The organism is Vibrio sp. ABH4_348 (assembly GCF_056159765.1).
Window position 1 is genome coordinate 805,052 of sequence record NZ_JBSWVW010000001.1, and the last position, 23,890, is coordinate 828,941.

The 23,890-nt window shown below is 41.4% G+C and carries 17 protein-coding genes; 8 read left to right on the plus strand and 9 right to left on the minus strand.

Translation table 11 applies throughout. The annotated features are described in order from the left end of the window. Window positions 1-163: 163 nt before the first annotated feature. Window positions 164-3,298: an isoleucine--tRNA ligase gene (gene ileS, locus ACXAFJ_RS03755; protein ID WP_475321509.1), complete on the plus strand. Its 3,135-nt coding sequence runs from the start codon at window positions 164-166 to the stop codon at window positions 3,296-3,298. An 81-nt stretch (window positions 3,299-3,379) separates the two neighbouring features. On the opposite strand, the gene ACXAFJ_RS03760 is transcribed toward ileS, so the two are convergent. Then, window positions 3,380-5,119, minus strand: coding sequence for a methyl-accepting chemotaxis protein (locus tag ACXAFJ_RS03760; protein WP_475321510.1), 1,740 nt, complete (start codon window positions 5,117-5,119; stop codon window positions 3,380-3,382). 252 nt (window positions 5,120-5,371) lie between these two features. Then, entirely contained in the window at window positions 5,372-6,229 is an 858-nt protein-coding gene (folD, locus tag ACXAFJ_RS03765) for a bifunctional methylenetetrahydrofolate dehydrogenase/methenyltetrahydrofolate cyclohydrolase FolD (protein ID WP_475321512.1), read from the minus strand. A gap of 1,019 nt (window positions 6,230-7,248) precedes the next feature. Here folD and ACXAFJ_RS03770 point away from each other — a divergent pair. From ACXAFJ_RS03770 to ACXAFJ_RS03780, 3 genes are all read left to right on the plus strand, one after another. After that, complete coding sequence (locus ACXAFJ_RS03770; protein WP_475321513.1) at window positions 7,249-7,434, plus strand: hypothetical protein; 186 nt, start codon at window positions 7,249-7,251, stop codon at window positions 7,432-7,434. A gap of 1,083 nt (window positions 7,435-8,517) precedes the next feature. Beyond that, entirely contained in the window at window positions 8,518-9,591 is a 1,074-nt protein-coding gene (locus ACXAFJ_RS03775) for a nucleoid-associated protein (protein ID WP_475321514.1), read from the plus strand. A 15-nt stretch (window positions 9,592-9,606) separates the two neighbouring features. Continuing rightward, window positions 9,607-10,824 (plus strand): hypothetical protein, encoded by a 1,218-nt coding sequence (locus ACXAFJ_RS03780; RefSeq protein WP_475321515.1) that lies wholly within the window; start codon window positions 9,607-9,609, stop codon window positions 10,822-10,824. Window positions 10,825-10,962: 138 nt separating this feature from the next. Here ACXAFJ_RS03780 and ACXAFJ_RS03785 read toward each other — a convergent pair whose 3' ends face one another. From ACXAFJ_RS03785 to ACXAFJ_RS03800, 4 genes are read right to left on the minus strand one after another with little or no spacing between them, the layout of a single operon-like run. Next, window positions 10,963-12,195, minus strand: coding sequence for a Wadjet anti-phage system protein JetD domain-containing protein (locus tag ACXAFJ_RS03785; RefSeq protein ID WP_475321517.1), 1,233 nt, complete (start codon window positions 12,193-12,195; stop codon window positions 10,963-10,965). A gap of 4 nt (window positions 12,196-12,199) precedes the next feature. Beyond that, the gene (locus ACXAFJ_RS03790) at window positions 12,200-15,703 is read right to left on the minus strand and encodes an SbcC/MukB-like Walker B domain-containing protein (RefSeq protein WP_475321519.1); all 3,504 of its coding nucleotides are present in this window, start codon (window positions 15,701-15,703) and stop codon (window positions 12,200-12,202) included. Next, a complete protein-coding gene (locus ACXAFJ_RS03795; protein WP_475321521.1) occupies window positions 15,648-16,304 on the minus strand; it encodes a DUF4194 domain-containing protein in 657 nt (218 codons plus the stop codon). The genes ACXAFJ_RS03790 and ACXAFJ_RS03795 overlap by 56 nt, the downstream gene beginning before the upstream one ends. A 12-nt stretch (window positions 16,305-16,316) precedes the next feature. Further along, complete coding sequence (locus tag ACXAFJ_RS03800) at window positions 16,317-17,729, minus strand: Wadjet anti-phage system protein JetA family protein (protein WP_475321523.1); 1,413 nt, start codon at window positions 17,727-17,729, stop codon at window positions 16,317-16,319. A 123-nt stretch (window positions 17,730-17,852) separates the two neighbouring features. Between ACXAFJ_RS03800 and ACXAFJ_RS03805 the strand changes: the two genes are divergently transcribed. Beyond that, on the plus strand, window positions 17,853-18,683 hold the full coding sequence (locus ACXAFJ_RS03805; protein WP_475321525.1) for a BrxR family helix-turn-helix transcriptional regulator: 831 nt from the start codon (window positions 17,853-17,855) through the stop codon (window positions 18,681-18,683). 82 nt (window positions 18,684-18,765) lie between these two features. Here ACXAFJ_RS03805 and ACXAFJ_RS03810 read toward each other — a convergent pair whose 3' ends face one another. Beyond that, a complete protein-coding gene (locus ACXAFJ_RS03810; protein ID WP_475321527.1) occupies window positions 18,766-19,086 on the minus strand; it encodes a helix-turn-helix domain-containing protein in 321 nt (106 codons plus the stop codon). Between the two features lie 101 nt (window positions 19,087-19,187). On the opposite strand from ACXAFJ_RS03810, the gene ACXAFJ_RS03815 reads away from it, so the two are divergent. From ACXAFJ_RS03815 to ACXAFJ_RS03825, 3 genes are read left to right on the plus strand one after another with little or no spacing between them, the layout of a single operon-like run. Further along, the gene (locus tag ACXAFJ_RS03815; RefSeq protein ID WP_475321528.1) at window positions 19,188-19,703 is read left to right on the plus strand and encodes a hypothetical protein; all 516 of its coding nucleotides are present in this window, start codon (window positions 19,188-19,190) and stop codon (window positions 19,701-19,703) included. After that, on the plus strand, window positions 19,697-21,103 hold the full coding sequence (locus ACXAFJ_RS03820; protein WP_475321529.1) for a DEAD/DEAH box helicase: 1,407 nt from the start codon (window positions 19,697-19,699) through the stop codon (window positions 21,101-21,103). Before ACXAFJ_RS03815 ends, ACXAFJ_RS03820 begins: the two co-directional genes overlap by 7 nt. Before the next feature lie 29 nt (window positions 21,104-21,132). Further along, window positions 21,133-21,345, plus strand: a complete 213-nt coding sequence (locus ACXAFJ_RS03825) for a hypothetical protein (RefSeq protein WP_475321531.1) — start codon at window positions 21,133-21,135, stop codon at window positions 21,343-21,345. A gap of 14 nt (window positions 21,346-21,359) precedes the next feature. Here ACXAFJ_RS03825 and ACXAFJ_RS03830 read toward each other — a convergent pair whose 3' ends face one another. Beyond that, on the minus strand, window positions 21,360-22,256 hold the full coding sequence (locus ACXAFJ_RS03830) for a hypothetical protein (protein WP_475321532.1): 897 nt from the start codon (window positions 22,254-22,256) through the stop codon (window positions 21,360-21,362). Beyond that, entirely contained in the window at window positions 22,253-23,773 is a 1,521-nt protein-coding gene (locus tag ACXAFJ_RS03835) for a hypothetical protein (RefSeq protein ID WP_475321533.1), read from the minus strand. Before ACXAFJ_RS03835 ends, ACXAFJ_RS03830 begins: the two co-directional genes overlap by 4 nt. Window positions 23,774-23,890: the final 117 nt, after the last annotated feature.

Genomic DNA, 23,890 nt, shown 5'->3' on the forward strand with positions numbered 1-23,890 from the left:
GAAATACCCGCACTCGGTATGTTGTCGGCATGAATACAGTTAAGAACATCCAACGAATTATTATCATCATTCCCTAGGAGTGGTGGGTTCGACTGTAGAAAAATTTCTAACCCGCCTAAGAGGCGGGTTTTTTAATGCCGCCTCTTAGACAGAAGAGGCAGATATGACGGATAAAAAGCAAAACTCATCGAATCATGCGTTTTCTTTTGTAGACGCTGAGCACGACGTGTTAGCGTTCTGGAAAAAGGAAAATGTCTTCCAACGTTCGTTGGAACAAACTAAAGATAAACCTGAGTACGTCTTCTATGACGGCCCTCCGTTTGCGACTGGTCTACCGCACCACGGCCACCTAGTTGCCTCTACAATCAAAGATATCATCCCTCGTTACCAAACCATGCTGGGCAAGCACGTTGAACGCCGCTTTGGTTGGGACTGTCATGGACTACCTATCGAGCACGAAATCGACAAATCTTTGGGTATGTCAGCCAAAGAAGCCGTTGAGTCGTTAGGTATTGCAAAATACAACAACGAATGTCGTGGCATTGTTCAGCGTTACACTGCCGAGTGGGAAAAAACAATCAGTCGCCTTGGTCGTTGGGTTGACTTCGAAAACGACTACCGCACCATGGAACCTTGGTTCATGGAAAGTGTTTGGTGGGTATTCAAGCAGCTTTGGGACAAAGGCTTAGTTTATAAAGGCGAGAAAGTTGTTGCTTACTCGACTGAACTAGAAACCGTTCTGTCTAACTTTGAAGCCTCTTCAAACTACAAAGACGTTCAAGATCCTGCAGCCACTGTTCTTTTCAAGATGGAAGACCAAGACGCGTACATCGCAGCGTGGACAACAACACCTTGGACTCTGCCATCTAACCTTGCATTGTGTGTGGGCCCAGACATTGATTACGTATTGGTTGATGACAAGACCATAGGTAAAAAAGTATGGGTGGCTAAGGCACTTCAAGAAGGTTTCTCAAAAGATAATGAAGTTGAAATCGTCGCTGAAGCCAAAGGTACTGAATTAGCAGGTCAAAGTTACGAGCCTCTATTCCCATACTTTGCTGAGCACGCTGAGCGTGGCGCATTCCAAATCTTCGCAGACAACTATGTCTCGACCGAAAGCGGTACTGGTGTTGTTCATATGGCGCCGGCATTTGGTGAAGACGATAACCGCGTTTGTAAAGCAAACGGCATGAAGGTAAGTGAGTGCCCTTTGGATAGCCGCGGTCGATTCACGGCAGAAGTTACTGATTTTGTTGGTCAATACGTTAAAGATGCAGATAAAGGCATCATTCGTTCACTAAAGGATTCTGGTCACCTATATCGCCAAGAAACCCTAGTGCACAGCTACCCACTGTGTCCTCGCTCTGATACGCCAATTATTTACCGCTCGGTACCGTCTTGGTACATCGAGGTCACTAAGGTTCGCGACAACCTAGTGAAAAACAACCGCCAAATCAATTGGGTTCCAGGTCATATCCAAGAAGGCCGAATGGGCAAATGGCTAGAGAATGCGATTGACTGGGCTGTATCTCGTGACCGTTACTGGGGTACACCGCTTCCAATCTGGATCAACGATGTGACTGGCAATGCGGAATGTATTGGTTCAGTCGCTGAGCTGAAAGCACTATCTGGTGTTGAAGTATCAGATCTACACCGTGACTTCGTTGATGAACTGACCTTTACCAAAGAAGGTGAAGAGGGTGTTTATCGCCGTATTCCTGAAGTCTTTGACTGTTGGTTCGAGTCTGGCTCAATGCCTTACGCCCAGCAGCACTACCCATTTGAAAACAAAGAGAAGTTTGAGAAGAACTTCCCAGCTGCCTTTATTGCAGAAGGCGTTGACCAAACTCGTGGTTGGTTCTACACACTGCAAGTATTGAGTGAGTGTTTGTTCGGCAAGCCTGCCTTTAACAACGTTATCGTGAACGGTATCGTGATGGCGGAAGACGGCAAGAAGATGTCTAAGCGCCTTAAGAACTACACGGCACCAGACATCCTGATGGAGCAATACGGTGCAGATGCACTGCGTCTTTACTTGATCAATTCAGGTCTAGTAAAAGCCGAAGAGCAGCGCTTTGCGGACTCCGGCGTTCAAGAAATGGTGCGTCAGGTATTGCTGCCTTGGTACAACGGCTTCAAATTCTTGCAGACTTACGCTGACATCGACGATTGGAAGTGCGACCAAGGCCCGGGTGAAAACAACATCCTTGACCAATGGATCGTATCTCGCCTAGAGACATTGAAAGAAAAAGTGAACCGCGAGATGCAAGCTTACCGGCTGTACAACGTGGTACCACCGTTGTTTGACTTCCTAGAGCAGTTAACCAACTGGTACATCCGCTTGAACCGCTCGCGCTTCTGGCAAACAGAAATGACGCAAGATAAGCAAGAAGCGTTCGCAACATTGCATTACTGCTTGTCGACCTTCTCTAAGTTAATGGCACCGTTTGCGCCGTTCTTGTCTGAGCACGTTTACCAAGGTTTGGCTAAGTACTCAGCGCAAGACGACCAACCAATCTCGGTTCACCTATGTGATTACCCGAAACCGGATGAAAGCAAGCGTAAGGCTGCACTAGAATCCAGCGTAGAGCGTTTCCAACACCTGGTAACTATGGGTCGACAGAAGCGTAATGACATTAAGATCAAGTTGAAGACGCCACTGCGTCGCGCGACTGTACTTCACAAAGATCCTGAAGTGTTGGAAGACGTGAAAGTGCTTGCGGATTACATCGCAACTGAGCTTAATATTAAAGAAGTGAACTTCAGTACTCAGGAGCAGGATTTCATCTACCTAAGTGCCAAAGCTAACTTCCCAGTGCTTGGCAAAAAGCTTGGTAAACGCATGAAGCACTTTGCAGGCTTGATCCAGAAAATGACTGAAGCTCAACTTGAAGAGCTACAAGACCGCGGACAAATTGAGTTGGATGGTGTGGTATTTACCGATCAAGAGATTGTTATTTACCGCGCGGCGAAAGAGGGCGTAAACGCAGTTTCTAACCGTTACATTTCCATGGAGTTTGATTCTGAACTCGATGAGTCTTTGATTGCTGAAGGTACAGTTCGCGAAGTGGTAAACCGCATCCAAAAGCAGCGTAAGACGCAAGGTTTAGAAGTCACAGACCGTATCAACCTTGAGCTAGCTGCAGGTGAGCCTCTAGCCGGATGGATCAAACAGCACCAAGATTACCTAACCAGTGAAACGCTAACGACAACTATCTCGTTTGACTTAGCGGAAGGTGAAGGTGAAGCATATAAAATTGATGAGCATACGTTGAACGTTAAGCTGACCGTTGCTTAATTACCTTAAGTAAGGTGAATAAAAAGCGCCCCAACATAGGTTGGGGCGTTTTTGTTTGTAACGTTTTGTCGGTAGACCAAGTTATTTGAGCTTAAATTTTCCCATCATATCTTCAAGATGATCCGAGGTGTCATCGATATCTATGCTGATCTTCGCCGCTTGGTCGGCATTGGTGTTCAGTTCGTTCACCATGTCTTGAATTGCCACCATATTCCGGCTCACTTCTTCGGTGACTTGGCTTTGTTGCTCAGCAGCCGTTGCCACTTGAGCATTTAAGTCATTTATCTCCAAGACTGAGTCCGTCACTTGCTCTAGCGAATCCATTACACGGTGTGTGTTTTCTGCAGTCTGCTCGCAACTGTTTCGCGTAGTGTCCATTGCACTTACAACGCTCTGAGTTGTACTGTTCAACTGTTCCAACATTTGGTTGATTTGAGAGGTGCTATCTTGAGTTCTTGCGGCAAGCGCACGAACTTCATCAGCAACCACAGCAAAGCCTCTACCTTGTTCACCGGCGCGCGCCGCTTCAATTGCAGCGTTCAGGGCCAACAGATTGGTTTGCTCGGCAATATCACCAATCACTTGCAATACCGAGCTGATTTTTTGCGTATCAGCGTTCATGTCATTGATGGACCTAGACATGGCTGCAACTTCATCAACCAAAGCAGAAACGCTTGAAACGGCTTGGGTAACAATCGCTTTTGACTCATTAGCCGCGCTGGTGGTTTTATCAGTCAGTTGAGCCGCATCTGTTGCACTTTGCGCAATTGAGCTGGAGGTGGCGTTCATTTCGTCAATCGCGGTGATCGCCATTTCAGTTTCGCTGGTATGTTTAACCAGCGTTGATTGGTTGTTTTGAGTTTGCGATTTCAGCTCTTTACAGGCGTCGCCAATGTGCTTTGAAGAGTCACCGACCTCAATAAACATTGCTTGCAGGTTAGCAATAAATTGGTTGATGGATTGGCTAATTTGACCAATCTCGTCTTGCGAGCGAACTTCGAGGCGCTGAGTTAGGTCACCGTTGCCTTGTGAAAGGTCAGCAATAACGAGTTTAAGCTTCTCAAGCGGTTTAAACGCAACGTGTAACATTGCGATACTGATGGCAATAATAACTAACCCGCAAACCACCAAAACAAGTGTGATTGATTGGTTAAGCGAATCGGTCATTTCTTCAATGTGGTCATAATCGATATAGCCGGTGAGTTGCCAGGTTCTATCTCCCAACGCAACAGGGCGTGAAATCGCTGATAGGTTGCCATCTTGCTTGTTGGAATAGAGAACTACCCCACTTTCAGAAATAAGCTCTAAGTAACTACCCGACACTTGATAAAGTGACAGCAAGTCCTTTAGCGTTGTCAAATCGAGTACAAAAAAATCAACTGAGTCATCCATCCTCTTTAATGAAATTAGCATCCGTGGCTTGCCGTCTACAACCTCTACCGGGCTAATCGATGGTGTTTCAGTTTGTTGATTGGCCAGTTCAATATAGGCTTCACCACCATCAATGCCGAGGTTGCCATTTTCGTTAAACGCATAGCCATTGACCACTTTTACTATTTCATCAAATTGGGTTTTTTCTTTGGTCTCGGCAATGTCCATCATGGTGAAGTTTAGACTGCGTACTAGCCCAATCAGATTATCCAACTCGGACTTAAGGTTTTGATTCGCCAGATCGATATTGTGTCGAATATTTTGGGATTCACTGGACTCAATGTAGCGGCTGACTACTTGATTCACACTGACGTAAGAGGCTGCAATCGTAATTGCAATGATGGAAACAATAAGTAGAACAATTTTGTATTTGAACGAGAGTAACTTCATACCATGCACATCCATAAGCAACGTTCAGTCACCTTCGACTGAGTATCTGTGGCGAATATCCGACGAGAGACTAACCCGAAGGTAATATTTTTATCGATAACTATAACGTGCTTGTTTTGTCTTAAACAAGAGATTTGATGCTAACCTGTTGAAAATTAATGATTGCTAGAGTGTTTTTTGAACAAGTGTCTCTCAACAAATGGCAACAAAAAGGGAGCCATTGAGGCTCCCTTGACACAAAACGTTTTGACTTTACTTGGTGTGGTATTGTTCACACGCCATCAGAGTGTTTTCAATTAGCGAAGCGACGGTCATCGGGCCAACACCTCCAGGTACTGGAGTAATAAGGCTGGCGTTACCGCGTGCCACGTCGTATTCCACATCGCCAACCAACTTACCAGACTCAAGACGGTTGATACCCACATCGATTACCACAGCACCTTCCTTAATCCATTCACCAGGAATGAAATTCGGTTTACCTACGGCAACAACTAGCAGATCAGCTTGGCGTACATGACCTTCTAAATCTTTAGTGAAGCGGTGGCATGTGGTTGTCGTACAGCCACCAAGAAGCAGCTCCAGAGTCATCGGGCGGCCAACAATATTGGAAGCGCCAACGATCACCGCGTGTTTGCCATGTAAAGGCACGTTGTAACGCTCAAGCAGCGTCATAATACCTTTTGGGGTGCAAGAACGTAGCTTTGGAATACGCTGTGCCAAGCGGCCTACGTTGTATGGATGGAATCCATCCACGTCTTTTTCAGGAATAATACGTTCCAGAACCACAGTGCTATCGATACCTGCAGGCAACGGCAATTGGACTAGGATGCCATCGATTTCTTGATCATTGTTGAGCTCATCAATCAGAGCCAGCAGCTCTTCTTGCGAGGTGTTAGCAGGCATGTCATAAGACTTAGAAACAAAACCCACCTCGTCACAAGCGCGACGTTTACTGCCGACATAAACCTGAGACGCTGGGTCTTCACCAACCAGCACTACCGCAAGTCCGGGAGCACGTAAACCAGCTTCAAGCCTAGCTTTTACTCGCGCCGCGACTTCTGAGCGAACAGTTTGAGAAATAAGGGTTCCATCGATGTTTTGAGCAGACATGACTTTCCTTTAATGTAAGAAAATTAGATAGCGTTGGAAATTGTTGCGCATTGTCGCAAAAAAATCACTGAACATCTATAAGCAAACGTTTGCTTTGTGTTTTTATTGAGCATGGTGAGGAGGGGTGAGCTTTTTTTGCTCATTCAGATCAGAATGTTATAGAAACCCGTTGATTTAGGCCGAGCAACTCGTATAATCCTTTCCCTGTAGCGCGCCCTTAGCTCAGCTGGATAGAGTACAACTAACCCCCTAAAGGTTACCACTTTATCTAAAATGCTTATTGTGCTGAGGTCTTGCTAGATGGTAAGATTACCACATGGAATTAATGTGCTTACTACTAAGTTTTATCACTTACCACATGGGAGATAATGTGGTAAGTTCAAATTAAGTCCCCTTAGCTCAGCTGGATAGAGCACGTGCCTTTAACCGAGGAGCCTGTATTTGGAAACATATACAGTGCAGAGGGTGAATTCAAGGGAACCTCAGCGCGTAATGGCGGTGGCAATCTTGAGCCAAGCTCTACAAGCGTGTAGAGAAGGTGCAGAGACTAGATGATGCAATGCGATCTCATTGCGTAATACATCACTAGCGCCCTCCACCCCAACAGATAATGCTGTGGGTGATGATATAGTCCAGACTACAAACATCATATGATGGCAGTGAAAACTGTAGTGGTACGCTAAGCATGTGGTCGCAGGTTCGAATCCTGCAGGGGACGCCATACATGTAAAGACGCAGCATTGGTAAATGCTGCGTCTTTTTTGTTTCTGATCTCTTCCGAAAAAAAACATCGACTTTATGTCGTTGATACTTTATTCGCCCATCTACTTTGTTTTTTACCAATGCCCCCAAATCCAAGCTCGGACAGACTGGAAAGAGTCTAAATGCTGTCTTCTCAAGCTCACATTCAAAATCGCTTAGTAAAATAGACCTAACAATAGTTGTTAAATATCTTCACATGGCAAGAAACATACAAGCTAAGTAAGTCATTTATATTTCAATAAGATAACGTCGTTAGTTTGGTTGAGGATACAGAAGAAAATGCCAAGCTTACTAATAAAGTGGTGTCAGTTCTTGATTATCCTGATGGTTGTATCTCAATTCGTTATGGACATCGTGAACTTAACTTCAAGACCTTTGATAAACTCGAAAAAGTTTACCAAGCTCGAATCGTCGACTACAAACTATTGGATAAAGTATTTTAAATTGCAAAACAAAAACAGGATGAATTTGAGCAAAATCAGCTTAGAGAAAGAAGTAAAAGATCTTCAAAGTGGACAGCCCCAAAAACGAGCAGTTGAAGTACAGCTAAGGACACGAAATCCGGTACTCGTTGAATCAAAGAATAGCAAAGCGAGCCAATCGAAAAATAGTTAGCCATGAACGATTGCATAATATGCTAATAGGATTGTGATATACCCTGACAATAGTGCCAGTGGCTGGCATAACTGATTGTCCGGTTTAAGGTAGGAATAAACAGAACAAAACAAAAAAATGGCTACGATAGGCAAAAGAAACCAAAAATCAACAAACATAGTCACCACTAAAAAAAGCCGCACAAACACGGCTGTCAACTTAAGGAGTCAAACTCAAATTAGGTTTTACATAGGAAACTGGAAAAGCTTAGTATGGAAGGAGGTTTCTTGTTGGGCCTAGATCACAATATGCAACAACATTCCTATTTTTTTGCTAAGGTGTGACTTAGTTCTTCTCGTTGTATTCCTGACAATTTTCCTGATTCTATCAAAAGCATTTCGAGGTGTTGAAACCGACACAAGTAGGTCACTGTTACCCCTTGGCACACACCCGCTCTACGTAAATTAGGTACGAAATTTGATTGAATTAGTGGTGAGCTTGTAAACTCGTTCAAACCTGAAACAATCTCGACTAAGTCACTGTGTTATATCTAGCAATTTGGCTAGCTCTACAATGTCAATAAAGTGATTCATCACTACCTCAGTAATTTATACTGATAATAGTGTAGTTTACATGTCAGCCAGTACTTTAGTTCTAGCTAAATTAAATAGTTAGAACAGAACTTTTTAAAATGGGATTGGTAACTTTGTAGCCTCGAAAGTTATTACAGGTAAAGTATTGAGTGAGAGTGGTTTAAACTCCAGCTGCCTGCCGATGGAAGAGCAAACAGTCTATTACCTGTATAGTGAACGACTGTTTCATTGTGGCTTTGTGAAGAACATCTTCAATAACGTCGGTAGCCGTTTGAATCATTGTAAAAAAAAGGCTATCTCGATTACAATATTCGTAAATAATAAGCGTCAGAATGCATAATGGAATCAGAACTATTAAATCTCGTTATTACGTCGATTAAACGTGGTAATGATAATCAAGCAGTAGCCAAGACTAGAGCACATGAGAATGATGTTTCGGTGTTGTCAGATGCGATAAAGGAAAAGCTAACCTCAATTTTTCAAACTACAGGCCTTCGTCTGGGTCGCTTTAACACAGAGCCGCGTCGCCCGAACTTTGCGAGTACTCTCGAAGAGTACTTTAGCCCAGAGGGTTATAGATTTTCTAACTTTCAGAAATTTGCTTCAACTTTGGGAGCAGATTTAGCCGCGGAGTTGAACAGAGGCCAAGCACAAAAAGCAAAAGACGGCTTTCTTCTCACTTACTATTACTCGATGACTCAGTTTGATGATGACACTGAAGAAGAGCTCACTGACTATTTTTTGGGAGTAATCTTCTTACATCGATTGGATGGCGTGGATATTGATCCTGTTCGCCTTGACTTAGAGGATATTGAGCAAATTAACCTTGATTCACTAAATCTAGGTGCTCGTATTGACATAGAGCAGTACTTGAATGAGCAATTGGATACGGCTCTCAAACCGATCGCGTTTAAAATTGGTCGAGGTTCTGACGTAAGAGTTTACTTCCAAGAATTTGTTGGTTGTAGTGAACCTAGTAACTCTAAGTTAGATAGCCAGAATTTACTCGAAGCAATTGAAATGACGTGTAGTCGTTTGGAGTACGATGAGGATCAGAAACGAACTGCATCTGAGTATGCAGAGAACTATAGCTTGATGATATTGAGTGGTGGACAGAATTCGATGAGCTTGGAACACTTCGCACAACATGTATTTCAGGAAGAAGGTGAGGCTGAGCAGTTTATTGCAATTGCAAATGAGAGTTTTAACTTAGGTGAGACTGTTGGTTTAGATAAAGCCGAAGTCAAAAAATTTGGTACAATTACGATAAGAAATGAAGCTTTTAACATCAAATTCAGTAAAGCCTCTCTTAGCCGTAATGATAACTCTGTAGTTTGGGATGAAGGCGCTAGTTGTCTGAAACTGTATGGTTTAAGCGATGAAGATATACTGCGCTTAAACTTAAACACTTGATGTGGATAATACCTTTTGAACTTTTATGAGCTTCGTGATTTATTGGTTGAACTTGACCCGACTTGGACTGAGTCTGGGGATTTAGTCGCGTTTTTCGAACTTGACGAGAGTACTCATAGCCTGCTCTCGGAACAGTACGACATCACAATCGATAAGTTAAAAATACAAGGTGGTCGACGCTCAAATATGGCGCGAGAACCATCTTCAATCACTCCAGCGATGTATGGAAAGGTTGTCGAATGTTACTTCAAGACTAAAAATAATGCGCTTGGCGGAATTTACCAAAATATAGAGGAACTTGCGAAAGATCATCCAGTATCACCACCTGATAAATTCATTCTTTTCAAGAACAGCGGTGAACATAGCTATTATGATTGTGAAGACGAAAGCATTTCCTTGGAGGGCAAGGTTAAGCACTACGTTGAAATCTCTCTATTGTGGTCACGTTTGCAGGAAAATGCGGAAGATCATTCAGATACGTCTTTAACATTTTTATACCGTAGAAAACTGAAATTGCGTGCAAAGTATGATGTGAGTTTGCTTAGGCAAGAATACGGCTCACTTAATCGATTTCAACGGATTCTTGACGTGTTAGCAGAAGATGCTCATAAAGATGCGAAACCACATATTCTTCAAAATACGTTAGTTCATGTTTTATATCATGTGGCTGAAGAAGAGCGATTTGGCTATCTTTTGAAGCATTTTGAGCAGTTTACAACTAAGTTCGATGATGGATATCATGCATATGTCGTTGGATTTTCTTTTGATGATCTTAGAAAAGAGTATGAAGAGCGCTACCGTGAATATATGGTTAAGATCAATGACCTGATTTCTTCGTCACTTACAAAGGCTCTTATGATACCAGGTGTTCTGTATCTTACAGCAACAAGAACGCAAGCATACCAGACATCAAAAGGCCTATCTGCTGGATTGGAGGCTTTGGTTGTAAATATGGGGATAGGAATAGCAGCTATAACCGTGTTCATGATTTATTGGTGTATCTTGAGCAATGAAAGGAAATCATTGACATCAATCGAAGATGAATTTGAGAGCTTGATGAGCCGCCTTGAAGAAAAATCTCCACATGCAGTACCCCAAATAGCAAAGTTTAAAAGCCATATTACGGAGAGATTGCGAAACGGAAAAACTTATATTTGGATTCTTATTCGTTGTAACTTGGTCGCATTGCTATTTGCGTGTACTTGGATTGGAGTAAGGACATGCTCTATTTAAAGCTACGGTTCCAGTAGAGACCCCGTAAATTGTACTGTGTAACTGTCAGAGCAGGTCTGAATGAGTAAAATTCAGTGAGTCGGTTTTCGGATATAATCGCAAAGCGGTTCAGAGGTTGTCGCCAGTTTCCAATTTGTACTAACTCAGACCGGATACACTTTTCGGTGTATTCAAATCTAAAGTTTCTTGTTCTATTTGAATGACTTTTTTATCACCCAACTTGGAAAGCTTTGAAACTATTTTGTCTGAAATAACTAAAGGTCTTGTTTTGGTGATGATCGCTAATAATTCCTTAGCTGAGACTCCATTAGCGTCATCCGATTTATTGATTATATCCATTTGATGAGGGAACAACGGTCGTTCAAAAAGCTCTCCCATGAAACGTAAAATCTTGAATCCTCCAAGATCGATATCTCCCCAATGGTAGAAGTTAACTGAATTATTTAGCGCAATATCTAAAGATTTAAAGACTGAGTGCCAGCGGCGGGAAGGAAAACCATTGGTGTAAATAATTAGGCCGCCATCATCAATTTCACGACAATAGCGTTCAAATGTCGTTTTGTTTTCGATGAACAGTACATAACTAGGCTCTGTCGTTACAATAACATCCTTGATTGCATCAGGTGGAATACCAATAAATGGCCAAGCATTATCTACACAAAAAAGGCCTTTTGTGGTTTTAATCGTTAATTTGCCTTTTATTTTTAGAGAAGGGGGGAAACGGTATAGTCCCCAATAAGCCAAAACAGCATCAGGTTTTGAATCATCTAATTCCGGAGTATCAGGCTTAAGAAGGTTGGAAATCGTTAACTTAAGTTGTTCTAACCTTTTAGACTCTTTAAAAAGCTTCACAGACAATGTTCGATAATCTATGGAATAGTTGCTTGGTTGTTGGTGCAAGTACTCAATAACTCGCAAGGCATCAATAAGCTTTCCAAATGATGTAAAATCACAGCTGAAATACCGCTTTCCTTTCTTCCAACTGTTGCTTAACTCCATCTCTAAGTTTTCGAATCGTGGAGGTAACACAAGATTTGCATCTACAACATGTCGAATAGCCTCTGAAATCTGTTCTGCTACGACAGGCTCTCCAAGGTAAGCTAAAAAATCTCTGGATGAAGCAATTTTTATGCGTTGAAGCAGATCATGCTCATCAAAGCCTCTAGGAATAAAACTGATATCTAACCATGAAAATTGATGAGTGAGATCATTTAAATATGCATGCAGTGACTCCCGCTCATCAACAGTAGCTTCATGATAGAACTTAAATCCAGACACTGATATTGGCACATCCAATGAAGGTTTTAATCCTTGGGATTTGTTGACTTTTCCAGCAAGATTATCGAACAATGTATTTATGATAGAAGTCATGGAGTTAGTATCCCTCCATTTCAGCTACACGTTCATCCACCAAGTGTTGATTAATGCTTGGGTCATCACTTTGCAACATCTTCCTCGCCGCCTCCTTATATCGCTTTGGATCTAAGTACATCGCATCGGCTGACCGGATTACATTATAGCTTTCTTCTACATATGGGCCGATTTTAGCCTCACTTTCAGGTGGTGCAGCTAAAATTACCTGAAGTCCTATATCCTCAAAAAACTGTAGTGCAGCCTTGGAGTTACTTCCGTCAATCTTTGAAAATGCCTCATCAAAAATTGCAATAGCTGCGCCACCAAAGGCCTCTTTTCCTGAAACCCGAATCTTGAAGGCCGTCATAAAAGCAGCCCCCAGTGCAACATAGTATGGTGTGCCTTTCTCTCCGCCAGAGCCTTTGGACACCAATTCTTTAAAGCCTCGTTTTGTCCCAGTAGCCTTTGATGTTGATTCTAAGTCGTAATTGTAGAAAGCTCGATAATCAGATAGATCCATAAGCCGACCTTCTTCAAGCGTTTTAGTAATTAGCTCGATAGCAGGATGATCTTCCGGTGTGGCGAAAAGGCCATCGGGACTAACCAGCTCTATATCACTAGTACTCGTAGCATAAGCGTGAACCTGTTTAAGAGCGCGGTCTTCAACCAAGGGGTACTTGAATTGATAAGTATTACCGTTGAAAACAATGCCCGTCAGTGCATTGTTCAAGTCTTTGAAAGTACTTTCCACTTTTTGGAAGTTATCCTTCAACTTCGCTACAACTTCTGAACGGAAACCCTTAATCATATTTTCGCGTACAATATCAGCATCATTTTTGTATCGAACGATATCAGTCTTCTCAATTCGCTCAGCATGTTCCCGGCAACGAGCATACAGCTCCGTACCCGACATACCATCAAATTCACGACGGTCGGGCACGTTATACTCAACAGCATAAGCCATAGCCTTTGATTTTCCGGAGGTTAAATTGACTTGAGCCCTTTTAGCGTGCTCCTTTGTTTTTGATTGAGCTTCACTAATAATTTCATCGTAATTGTCTTCACCAAAGGTTTCTTGAAGTACCTCTAAGCAATGTATGCTCTCTTCAGTTTCGTGTCCTTCGCGTGCTTCAATCTCTCTCCGTTTATCAATTGCTTGCTGACCTATCGCTCTAAGCTTAGAGATCCTTTCATTCTCTTCATTGATGTCTCGATCGAGGTTGGCATGCTGAACATTCAGTTTCCCTTTTTCTTCGTTGGCGTTTTGCAACGCCTTATCGTGAGCACGGTAAGCATTTTCTAAATAACCATCTTCAGAACCTTTCAGTTGCACCAAAGATTCTGTCAACTCGTCGATACAGCCACAAGCTTCATGGTAGCTCGCGAGAGTATCGTATAGAACTACACACTGATGCTTGAGATCTGTAACGGTGTTTAAATGATCGTAGACTAAAGAAAGTCCTTTTATTTTCTGATCCATATTGTCTAGCTTGACTTTGAGCAATTCAATTTCTTTTGCTAAGACTATAGAGCTATCCTTACGAGCTTTCTCGCCAAGCAAAACAAAATCAATTTTATTACCCCCCCCAATGGTACCGTTTGCGGCCACCATTCCGTCACGGGTAATCGCGCGTTTTGACTGCCGTAGTTCAGACTCGGTTTCTACCAAATCAAGGTTTCTTAACTGGGCATGTAAGTAGCGCTCTGCAGTAGGGTGGTTGGCTTTAATCAAGCCAGCAGCAAAACCTTGCACTTGGTTTTCAGGTGTTGTTGGTATTTTTTCGGGATTTAGTAATTTGGCACGGCGAACTCGCGAGTCAGTTTTCTTAGCTACCCTATAGATAGAGATTGCGCGCTCAATCAATTCAGGTGAAGCTTCTCCGCCATCGGGGCCTATAATCACAAGGGCTTCACGGTTGCTACCGAGAAAATGTTCAATTCCTTTTTGCCACGACGTGTCTATGACTTCAGCCAAGTCGCACACAGGTGAAGAATTAATACCTTCATCATCCAATACCTTAACTAACGCTAACGTAGACTGGTTCAAACTGGATTGACCTTCACTGAGCCTACTTAGCACTTCCCCTTTTTTTCTAATCTCATCGTTAAGCGGTCTTCTTTCTACTTTCAGCTCGAGTAACTGCTCAGCGACATTAGAAGCAATATCCTCGAACTGTAATAAAGCCTCTTCTACAGCTTGGATGTCTTGTTTTGACTGAGGCCAAAGAGAATTAAACATACCCAAAGAGCTACCTGACGCAAAACATAAGGCATCAATTGCTTGATTGAGCTGAGACTTTAAAGTTTCGTCAACGTAAAGAGGTGAATACTCCTTAATTAATTCAGAAATAAGGCCTCTCACACGAGAAAGTGATGCTATCATCTCACCCTTAATTTTATTTTGGGCTTCGATATCTTCTTCAATTTTCTTTACTGAGCTCGCATAATCGGAACTTGTATAAATCAATAACGCTTCATCACGTTTTTCCTGAAGCTCTGGAATCTTGGTATCTAACTCCCCTAAGCGCTCCAAAACATCGTTGAACCTTCTATTTTTGTCTTCAAGTCGCTCTTCACAGAAATTTTTATTCGTATCTGAAGAAATGACTAGAGATTCTTGTTCAGCCCACTGGAAGGCTCGCATTTTCCTCGTATTCGTCTCGTATTTTTTTAAGAGACTGTTAATACTACGAAGCGCTTTCAATCGTTCAAGCGCCTCAGCAATAGTCTTTTGAATTCTTGTAAAGTTTTCGTAGTCGTTTTCTATTCTAACTACATCAATGTTTTGCTGAGGTAATATAAAGTCACGACAAAACTCAGACATACTATCGCGCTCTTTGAACGTTAGGCCATTCTTAATTGCACGGAACATAGCTACCGAAGATATCTGATTAGATGCACCAGGTGCTGACATAAGGCCGGAGCAAATATCACGGTATTCGCGAGCACTGTTTGCTGCTAGGTACGTTCCTTTTCCTGCTCTGAGACGCTGCTCAAAAGTTTTCCATGTGATAACTTGGTCACCTTCTAGCATAAAGTCGTCGGCTTTGATCTCACCGCCATCAAGAGCAAAGTGCTTTTTGGTCACCTCTGAATGCTTCTCTCTGGCGTGCAAGGAAACACCAAAAGAATAAAACCCGCCATCATTCTTTTTTTGAAACGTTAACGCAATATAGCTGTTGGATTCCGCCCTTGGTTCACTCGCAGAACGCCCAGGCGACTCAGCCACCTCTCCCAATACATAAGAACGAACAGAACGCCCCGATCGTTTACCGTTACTACTGGCCGCATTCATTGACATCAGATGTTCATCTGCTCCCGCTAAACAAGTTTGTATACCGTCTAGAATTGAGCTTTTTCCCACTCCATTTTGCCCGCGGAACAATGTACTATTCGGTGAGACTTCAATATCTTCAGCAGAAAATAAGTACCAGTTAACAAACGTTATTCGAACCAATTTATCAAAATGCCTACTCATTTTCAGATACCTCACTACCATCATTACTAAACTCAACATCTTCATCATATGGCGTGACTTCGTCATCTACGCCACACAAATCTAGCATTTCTTCAATATATGATTGAGAAACCACTTTCATGATTGAAGGGAGGATAGTAATTTGACGCATATCGGTTTCACTGTTTTTTGGGCCCAATTCAATAACTCCATATTTCGCCAACCGCGCAAGCGCTTCATGAGTGTCACTTGATTTGGGCTTAATACGTCCAGTCAACCTCTCATATTCATCAAGAAGCAAGTCTTCACTAGGACTTGTTCGACCTTCATCGCAACATCCCTTCCGCAGTTCGCCATCATGTAGCTTAGCCAATATAAGGAGGAAAAAAGACTCGTTGAGTTTGAGGGCTGGAGTGCTTTTTTTAGGGATGATCCCACAATAAGCATATTGTTCATCAACAAAGAAAGTATCACCAAATGCACCAAACAAGTTTTCAAAATATTCTCGAAAATCCTGATGGCGCAAAATTTCATAATGTCGCCCCTGACCATGTCCTGACTGCCATATGAATTGCTTGGCACGCAGTTCTGCGGCTGCGCCTATAAGATCATCCTCAGAAATGTTTCTGCTCTCGTATTTGTCAACCAGCAGTCCTAATTCTTTAAGCATTTATACCTCTTCTTAATCGCAAAACCGTTCCACTCGTAGTGATGGGGCAGTAATGTATTCATTATCTGTTGTCACACCTTCTATACGAGAAACCTTATATGTCTTAGACAGTTGCTCGAATGGACTATCAATTGGAACACTGTTATGTAGCAACTCTCTTAACTGTAAAAATGCCAACAGATCCTCTAGGCCATCAATAGACATCTCACAAGTGGTTATAGATGGTTTGTCGCCAAGCTCTCTCAATATGTAGTCTTCAAGGCGTTGTGGCTGATCTGCTCTGCGAGTTAAATACTCGTCATAAACTCGGCCATATGCGATATCCCAATTATTAACGGTTTTAATTCTCTGCTTTGTCGGTTGTGCTTCAGGTTTAGGCTTACGTGGTGAGGTTAACCTACAATCTGCTAAATACTCTTCATGAACTACAGGTGCCAGCAAAAGCATACTTGATTCACACAATGAAAAGTTAGCTAATGCCTTCGTAACAGTTTCGATTTTCCTGCCTATTTCTGGTACAGCCTGGAAGCTGTACTGCATAGCCTCTCGGGTACGCCGAATTGTGACGCTTCTATAACGCTCAATAATATCCATCAATCTAGGGATGCTGCTAAAAACCCTAAATATTTCATTTAGATCATTTGTGACTAACTGCTTCTGATGTTTGTAATCTGTATGACTATTCTCTCTAGCCAATCTTGCCGAGATCTGGTCAAGTTTTTCTTCATCGTTGAGAAGGCGTGTAAGGACAGAAAGAGTTTCAGAGCGGTATCGTTCTGGATGACTATTAATCTTGATATGGTCAAAACTGCCAAGACATTCCGTCAAGAACTCATCAAAAAAGGTTTGAAACAAATGAGCGTCAACACTTTGTTCACGCATCTTGTGTGTCACTTCTCGGGCACTTGCTGCAACAGACTTAAGCTCATTACTAAGCTCACGGGTTACTTTTGCGGCAAAGGTTACTTGAGCACAGTATTCTATTGGGTTGCTTTCAACGGACAACAAAGCGCCATATACCCCTTGAAAGGTAGCGCCAATCGAAAAATCACGTTTATCGCTAACACTTTTAATGGCTTGTAGTAAACGAGAAGACTGTTGCGGGATATACACTATCCGGCGATACCCCACATCATCCATTTCAATAACCCAGCCTGTTTTTCTCAGTACTGAGTAGATCTGAGCCGCCATGGATGTATGGTCCAGAATCTCTTCACCTCCATCTTCTTGAATCCATTCAACATTTTGGTTACCAGAAGATAGTGCGTTATATATAACCTGTCTGGCTTGTTTCGGCGTACATTCACCCTCAATGTATTGGTTCACAAGAGACTCATAAATAGCGAAAAGACCCGCACCATATAAGCGAGCATTTTTAGAGACTAACGGCCTAAACAGGTCAGTATTGATATGATCAAAAAACATAGCTCTATCATCTTCATTGCAACTTAGCACATAATGAGTCAACTAACTTGACATGTCAACTTAGTTGACTCGTTAGTATGATGTTAATAAACTAATGTTGTTAACAACAAAAAGGGTCATATAGTGACAACAACAAAGATAGATAATATCCCATGGGCACAGATACAGAGACTAAAGTACATTGAACGTCAACTTCTTTGGGGGCGGGGTCTTAAAACTCGGATGCTCGTTGATACTTACGGCATATCTCGCTATCAAGCTATTAAAGACATTAAACTCTACAGTGGAGTGTATCCCGGCAACTTAGCACCTTATGACCCAGCAGAAAAATCGTATCGCCCGGCCCGTATCTTTACACCCAAGTTAATTTCACAAGACCCGGTAGAAGTCATACGTGAAGGAGGTTTTACTTGTATAGAAGGTAGCGAAGTGGCCACCGTACCATTGCTTCATCGCCGCGTTATTGATGGTGTTATCCCTTCAATTCTTGCTGCCATTGATAATAGATCTGATGTTGAAGCTATCTACGCCTCAGCCTCCACTCCTATAGGTAAACGTCGCCGAATGCACCCAAAAGTAATAACCTACACCGGTAACCGATTACACGTTCGAGCATACTGTTATGAGCATGAAGGATATCGAGATTTTGTTTTGTCTCGCATTTTGACAAAACCAAAACACCTGGAGCCAAAGACGCTTCCAATTGACGATGTTAACTACTCTGAAAAAATTGAAATTGAGTTGTTTGTTAACCCTGCTTTATCAGCAGAGGGTCAGGACTTGATTAGACGTGAATATGGATTGATAAAAAATAGAACAGTGTTAGTCCGAAGATGTCTTGTGCAGTATTTCCTGCAAGCCAACTCTCTCCCAGTATCAAAAAAGCAGCTGGAAGAGTCAAAGAGCAGTCCTTGGGCCTTTCCTGTAATCTCGAGTCATCAAGATTTTTGGTAACTTTTGTTTTAAGATTTTTAATGTATTGAATCTACAGATACATTTCCTTGTTACGCTAGTAAAGGTACGACTACGTACACACTCAATCAGACTCTTTTAGTAGATCGCCAATCAGTTCAAGTACTTTCGTTTTATTTATCGGCGAGAGCCTATAAAATTTCAAAGCCAATTCCGCGGAAGTTTCATCTTCGCAAAAAAAGTAGTTTAACGGTACTTCGAGCTTGTCAGCTATTGCTTTCAGCGTATTTACATCTGGCGTGTGCTTTCCCTTTTCATATTGGTTCATCCTCGGGCTTGCAGTGCTTTCATCCATACCTATACAGACACCCAAAGCTTTTTGGGATAAACCCGCGTTCTTGCGTGCTTCCTTAAGTTTCGAGGGAATTGGGTTACTAAATGGCACTTATTGTTCATTGCTTTAATCCGAAGGTACTAAGATTTTCTTAGTTTTACTGTTTTCTGTATACTAAGCAATCCTTAGTTATTTGGATTTGTGAGTTGTAAATGAATCGTTCTACCAAAATCAATACCGTGATGCATAAGTTATTGATTGAAAGAAAAATAGATGGATTTTCTGTATTAGAGTTACGAGATGCGTTTCTTTCAGGGAGTGATACTGATGTTGAACCTGGGGAAGCAAGGCGAATGATCTATCGTCAAATCTTACGGTTCACCAACAAAAAATGGCTTTATGTTGAAGTTCGAGGAAACAAGAAAAAGTACTTTCAATCGGAGTTGTTTAAAAGTCTTCATGTTGTACCCAAAAAACAAAACTGCGGATCAAATAACCCTAACTATTCCGTATTGCAGCTCGAACACACAAAATTCAAGACTGAACTTAAAATCACTTTAACAGAAATTGAGGAATACCAGTCACTTATGGTTAGGTTTCCAGAGCTCGAATCGAGACTCATTGCACTGCATGAAGCTGCAAAAGAACGATCCGTGCAATTATTAGGAAAAGTAAATGTACTCAATAATACACTTAGCACATTATCTGATGGTGGATCGCTATGTTGAGACATTGGCAATCTGACTGTATTAACTCAGCTGTGAGAAAATATCAGTTTTATGGCAGTCACTTCTTTTGTCAGGCAACCCCCGGTGCGGGAAAAACTGTTATGGCTGCTCGTGTCGCTTTAGAACTGATCAACAGTAACATGGTGGATCTTGTACTATGTTTCTCTCCCTCACTCACAGTTGCTGAGGGAATAAAAAGGACGTTTTCAAAGACTCTCAACTGTCCGTTTAATGGTGGTTTGGGCTCTTTAGGTAAATCAACAACATACCAATCTATGAAATACCTCGATGATGACTTTTGGGAAACGCTATCTAATTTTCGAGTCTTTGTCGTGTTTGATGAAATCCATCATTGTTCAGGATCTGATATCAAAAATGCGAATGTTTGGGGACAACAAATAATACTAAAAGTACTAGGGCTGGCAAAGTACACGTTAGCGATGTCGGGTACACCGTGGAGATCAGATTGCCTACCAATAGTGTTGGCAGAGTACAGTAATTCTGAGGGCAAACTCCTAGTTGACTATCAATACACGTTAAAACAAGCTGTTGTTGACAAAGTGTGCCGACTTCCTCAAATCGTTCTAGTTGATAACGAACATCTTACAGTTTTAAGTGACAAAAAAACTCAGCATTTTTCGTCGATTCTCGAAATGATCGAACAAACGTCTACTACATATCGAAGTATCTTATACAACCAAGAAGCCATGGAGCATCTTCTAGGTCTTGGTGTTGAAAAACTCAATGAAATTCGACAGCGAGTTTCGTTTGCTGGCGGCTTAGCGGTTGCTGCATCTGTCGAACACGCGATTCATATTAGAAACATACTAATGCACAAATACGGCCAATCAGTTTCCATCGTGACCTATCGCCATGATGAACCACTTACAGAAATAGAGAACTATCGAAATGGCTCTGTTCAGTGGATAGTCAGCGTCGGGATGGTAAGCGAAGGCACTGATATACCAAGGCTCCAGGTATGCTGCCATATGAGTACGGTCAAGACAGAGCTTTATTTTAGACAGGTTCTTGGTCGAATTCTTAGAAGAGATAGCCCTGAAAATCAGACAGCATGGCTATTTACATTCGCTGAGAAAAGTTTGATTGAGTTTGCAGAAAACGTTGAGCAGGATATCCCTGATTCAAACTCATATGTACAAATGGAGTCCCCAATTACGTGTGATGCATCTAAGCCAGTACCATTTGAGTCTGACACAGCCACCCCAGATGAGAATTGTTTTCGAAGCACTTTTTCAAATGCTAAGTGGTGCGACCAAAGTCAAATGAAAGCTAAATCTCAAACGTCTCAGGATTCGATGGAAGAAATCAAGCTTGGGTCATTTAAACACAGAGTAATCGCTGCATTTACTTCTAGTCATCACCCATCCAAAGGTCACTAGAGTTGGAAGGCCAAATATAGGAAATAGAAATGAGTAAATACGATGAGCTTCCAAGTCTGGAAGAGTTCAAACTAAATCAAGTCCCTTTTCGAGTAGTAAATCCAACACTGCTTCCAGATGCTACTTTCAGCGCTTTTCAGAAATTTATGGCAGGCTCTACCAAACCTCACCGAATATACGTATACGCACACGACTACTCTCGGTTTTGTTTACTAGTTCGTAGGGGGGAAATTACTTTCTAAGTATTCATAAATAATTAAAGTCTCGACGGCTGGAAAGAAAGTGTGTGCTTAATGTTGCAAAAAACTTCTTTATAAAAATCACCATTACAAACTAATGGTCGGTAACTATAGTAACCATTGGAAAACCAAATTTTCAGCTTGAAGATAGGTGGTAGATTTTTATTCGTGCATATTCTTGGGAAAAAATCCATATATTCATCTTTGTAGGATTTAAATCCTAGTTTCGATGATGCGCATTCTTCAAAATCGTTCGAGTCGTAGCATTCTTGAAAAACCTCAGCATCAATCTGAAACCAATTATCTATGACTTTACCATGTGTATCTTGTACTTGCCTATAGTTGATATTAAAACCTTTACTTTTACAGTTAGAAACGAATGTGTCAGAGACAAACAATTCATCATCATGCCAGTTTAGTTTGAAACAGTCTAAGTTTTTGGGAATCGCACTTCTCTTTATTCTAAAAGGTGCAATTTGATGTTCTCTAGGTGTTTTTTGACTACTAGAGCCAGGTCCAAATATTCTATTCAAATAATCAAAGTCGCCAGAAGGCTCGGGATAACCATGGTGCTTTTTTGTACGAATATGTAAAAAATAGGCTTTATTTAGTTCATTTTTTGTAAATTCCGGGAATCGAGTGAAAAAATCAGTGTATTTTTCCATTTCTGTTAAAACAGATTCAAAATCCGGAGAATCCTCATCTATTATAAAAGCTTGAAGTCCTGTCGACTTACTTAATTTTCCGGCTTTTATAATATTGTATTTCTGTGTAAAATCATCAGTTTTATTGTCCACTTTAATTACAAATCTAGTATATTTTTTCATCTTTTCCGTTCGTGAGTAATTTGAATTGGAAACGAAGAATGGTTTATTGATACCTAATACAACAAACCAGCCTTCATTTTCGATCATTTAGCAGAGTTTAAGTCTGCCAGTGCCGCATTTTTAAGAGCTGGATAATCCGAATATATATTATTAATGGCTCTTCTTAGGCTATCTGGTGTTGCTCTCTGCGTACCAGTTCCATATGGGAAATATGCACGCCAAGCATTGGTGAAAACTTGATGTTCACTAGGTGTAACTGCAGCAGAGGACATTCTATTTGCGTTCAAGCCAAGCATAGGGGCAAATCTTTTTTCTAAAAGATGGTGGCTCTGTATACCTGTCCCCTTAAGCTGATATCTTAGCTGTCCATAAGGTTGAATTCCATAGTTACTTGCTTGACTCAACCCCCCAAAACCCAGGCGACCTCCGCGACCTCCACCACAAAACTGCCCGGGGCCACGGCCAGTGTTCATTGGGGAAACACCTAAATAATCGTGCTGATCCAAATTTATATGCTTGGATTTTCTAGTTAAGTTTCCTGGTGTATAGTCTCCTTGCTCAGACCATTTATTTACCATATCAATATGGTGATAAATGACTCTTTCTTCATGCTTATTCGTCGACTGAGACATCCAATCATTTAAGGTCCTTAGAGACCTAAAATGGCTACCGTAAAAACTGTTGTAACTGATATAACTAACTTGAAGTTTTATTAGTGTTGAGTTATCTAATTCAGACTGGTAGGAACTTATTATTTCTGTGTAATTCGCACCTAATTGAGCTAATTTTTTTCGTGTTTCGAAATAATTTTTCAGAAACTCTAAGTTGTGATTATCTGGAATCTGGCTAGACTGTAATTGAACAAGCCAGTCAAAGATTTTGTCGTCACCTTGTTTCAACGTGCTGTTGATAAAACTAATTTTGGCAACTGATTTTGCAGCTTCGATCAGCTCCCCCAAAATAAGATTTTTTTCTAACTCCCTTTTTTCTTCAATAAGTGAATATTTTTTGTCATCAGTATTGACATGAGAATATCTGATATCTCTTAAGTCTTTAACAAGTCCTCTTAATTGAATGTTCGAAATCTTATTGAGAATTAGTTGTTTTTTATTTTCTCGCTCATCTGGCTCTCCCCAAGCTAAAGTAGCTCCGAGCATTTTATGGAGCAAAGAACGCCACTCTGCATCAGCTGGAGAAACTAATTTACTAACGTAAAAATCGGATATAGTTCTAGATCTCAATAACATGTACTTTGAATAGTCTCTTGAACTTCGTACCCACAAGTAATCCGGATATGAGAATAAAAGGCTGTCAAAAAATTCCACTGGTCTCTCAAAGTCTTCAACCTCTTCAATAGCTGCTATATATCTAACGTAAACGCGGCCAAAGTCTTGTTGTGAGTGGACTATTTCTCTTAGTTGCTTTTCAAATAAATTAATTGCTGCTTCATTATTATTATTTTGTTGCAACTCAATTGCATCTATATAATCTCCCATCCAAGGGGATTCGCTTTTGACTGTTCTATCAAGAACTTCGTAGCTATTCTCTTTTGAGTTTGCGAATGAACTTAATAACAAAAAACTAATTAGTACTAGTACTTTCATTTTATTTACCTCCGAGGCATATAGTATTTTCCTATCAAATTTTTTTTTGTTTAGAATATGGAGCTGGAGGCTAATTCGAATTATTGGACAAGAAAACACTGACATTGATGTGTCATG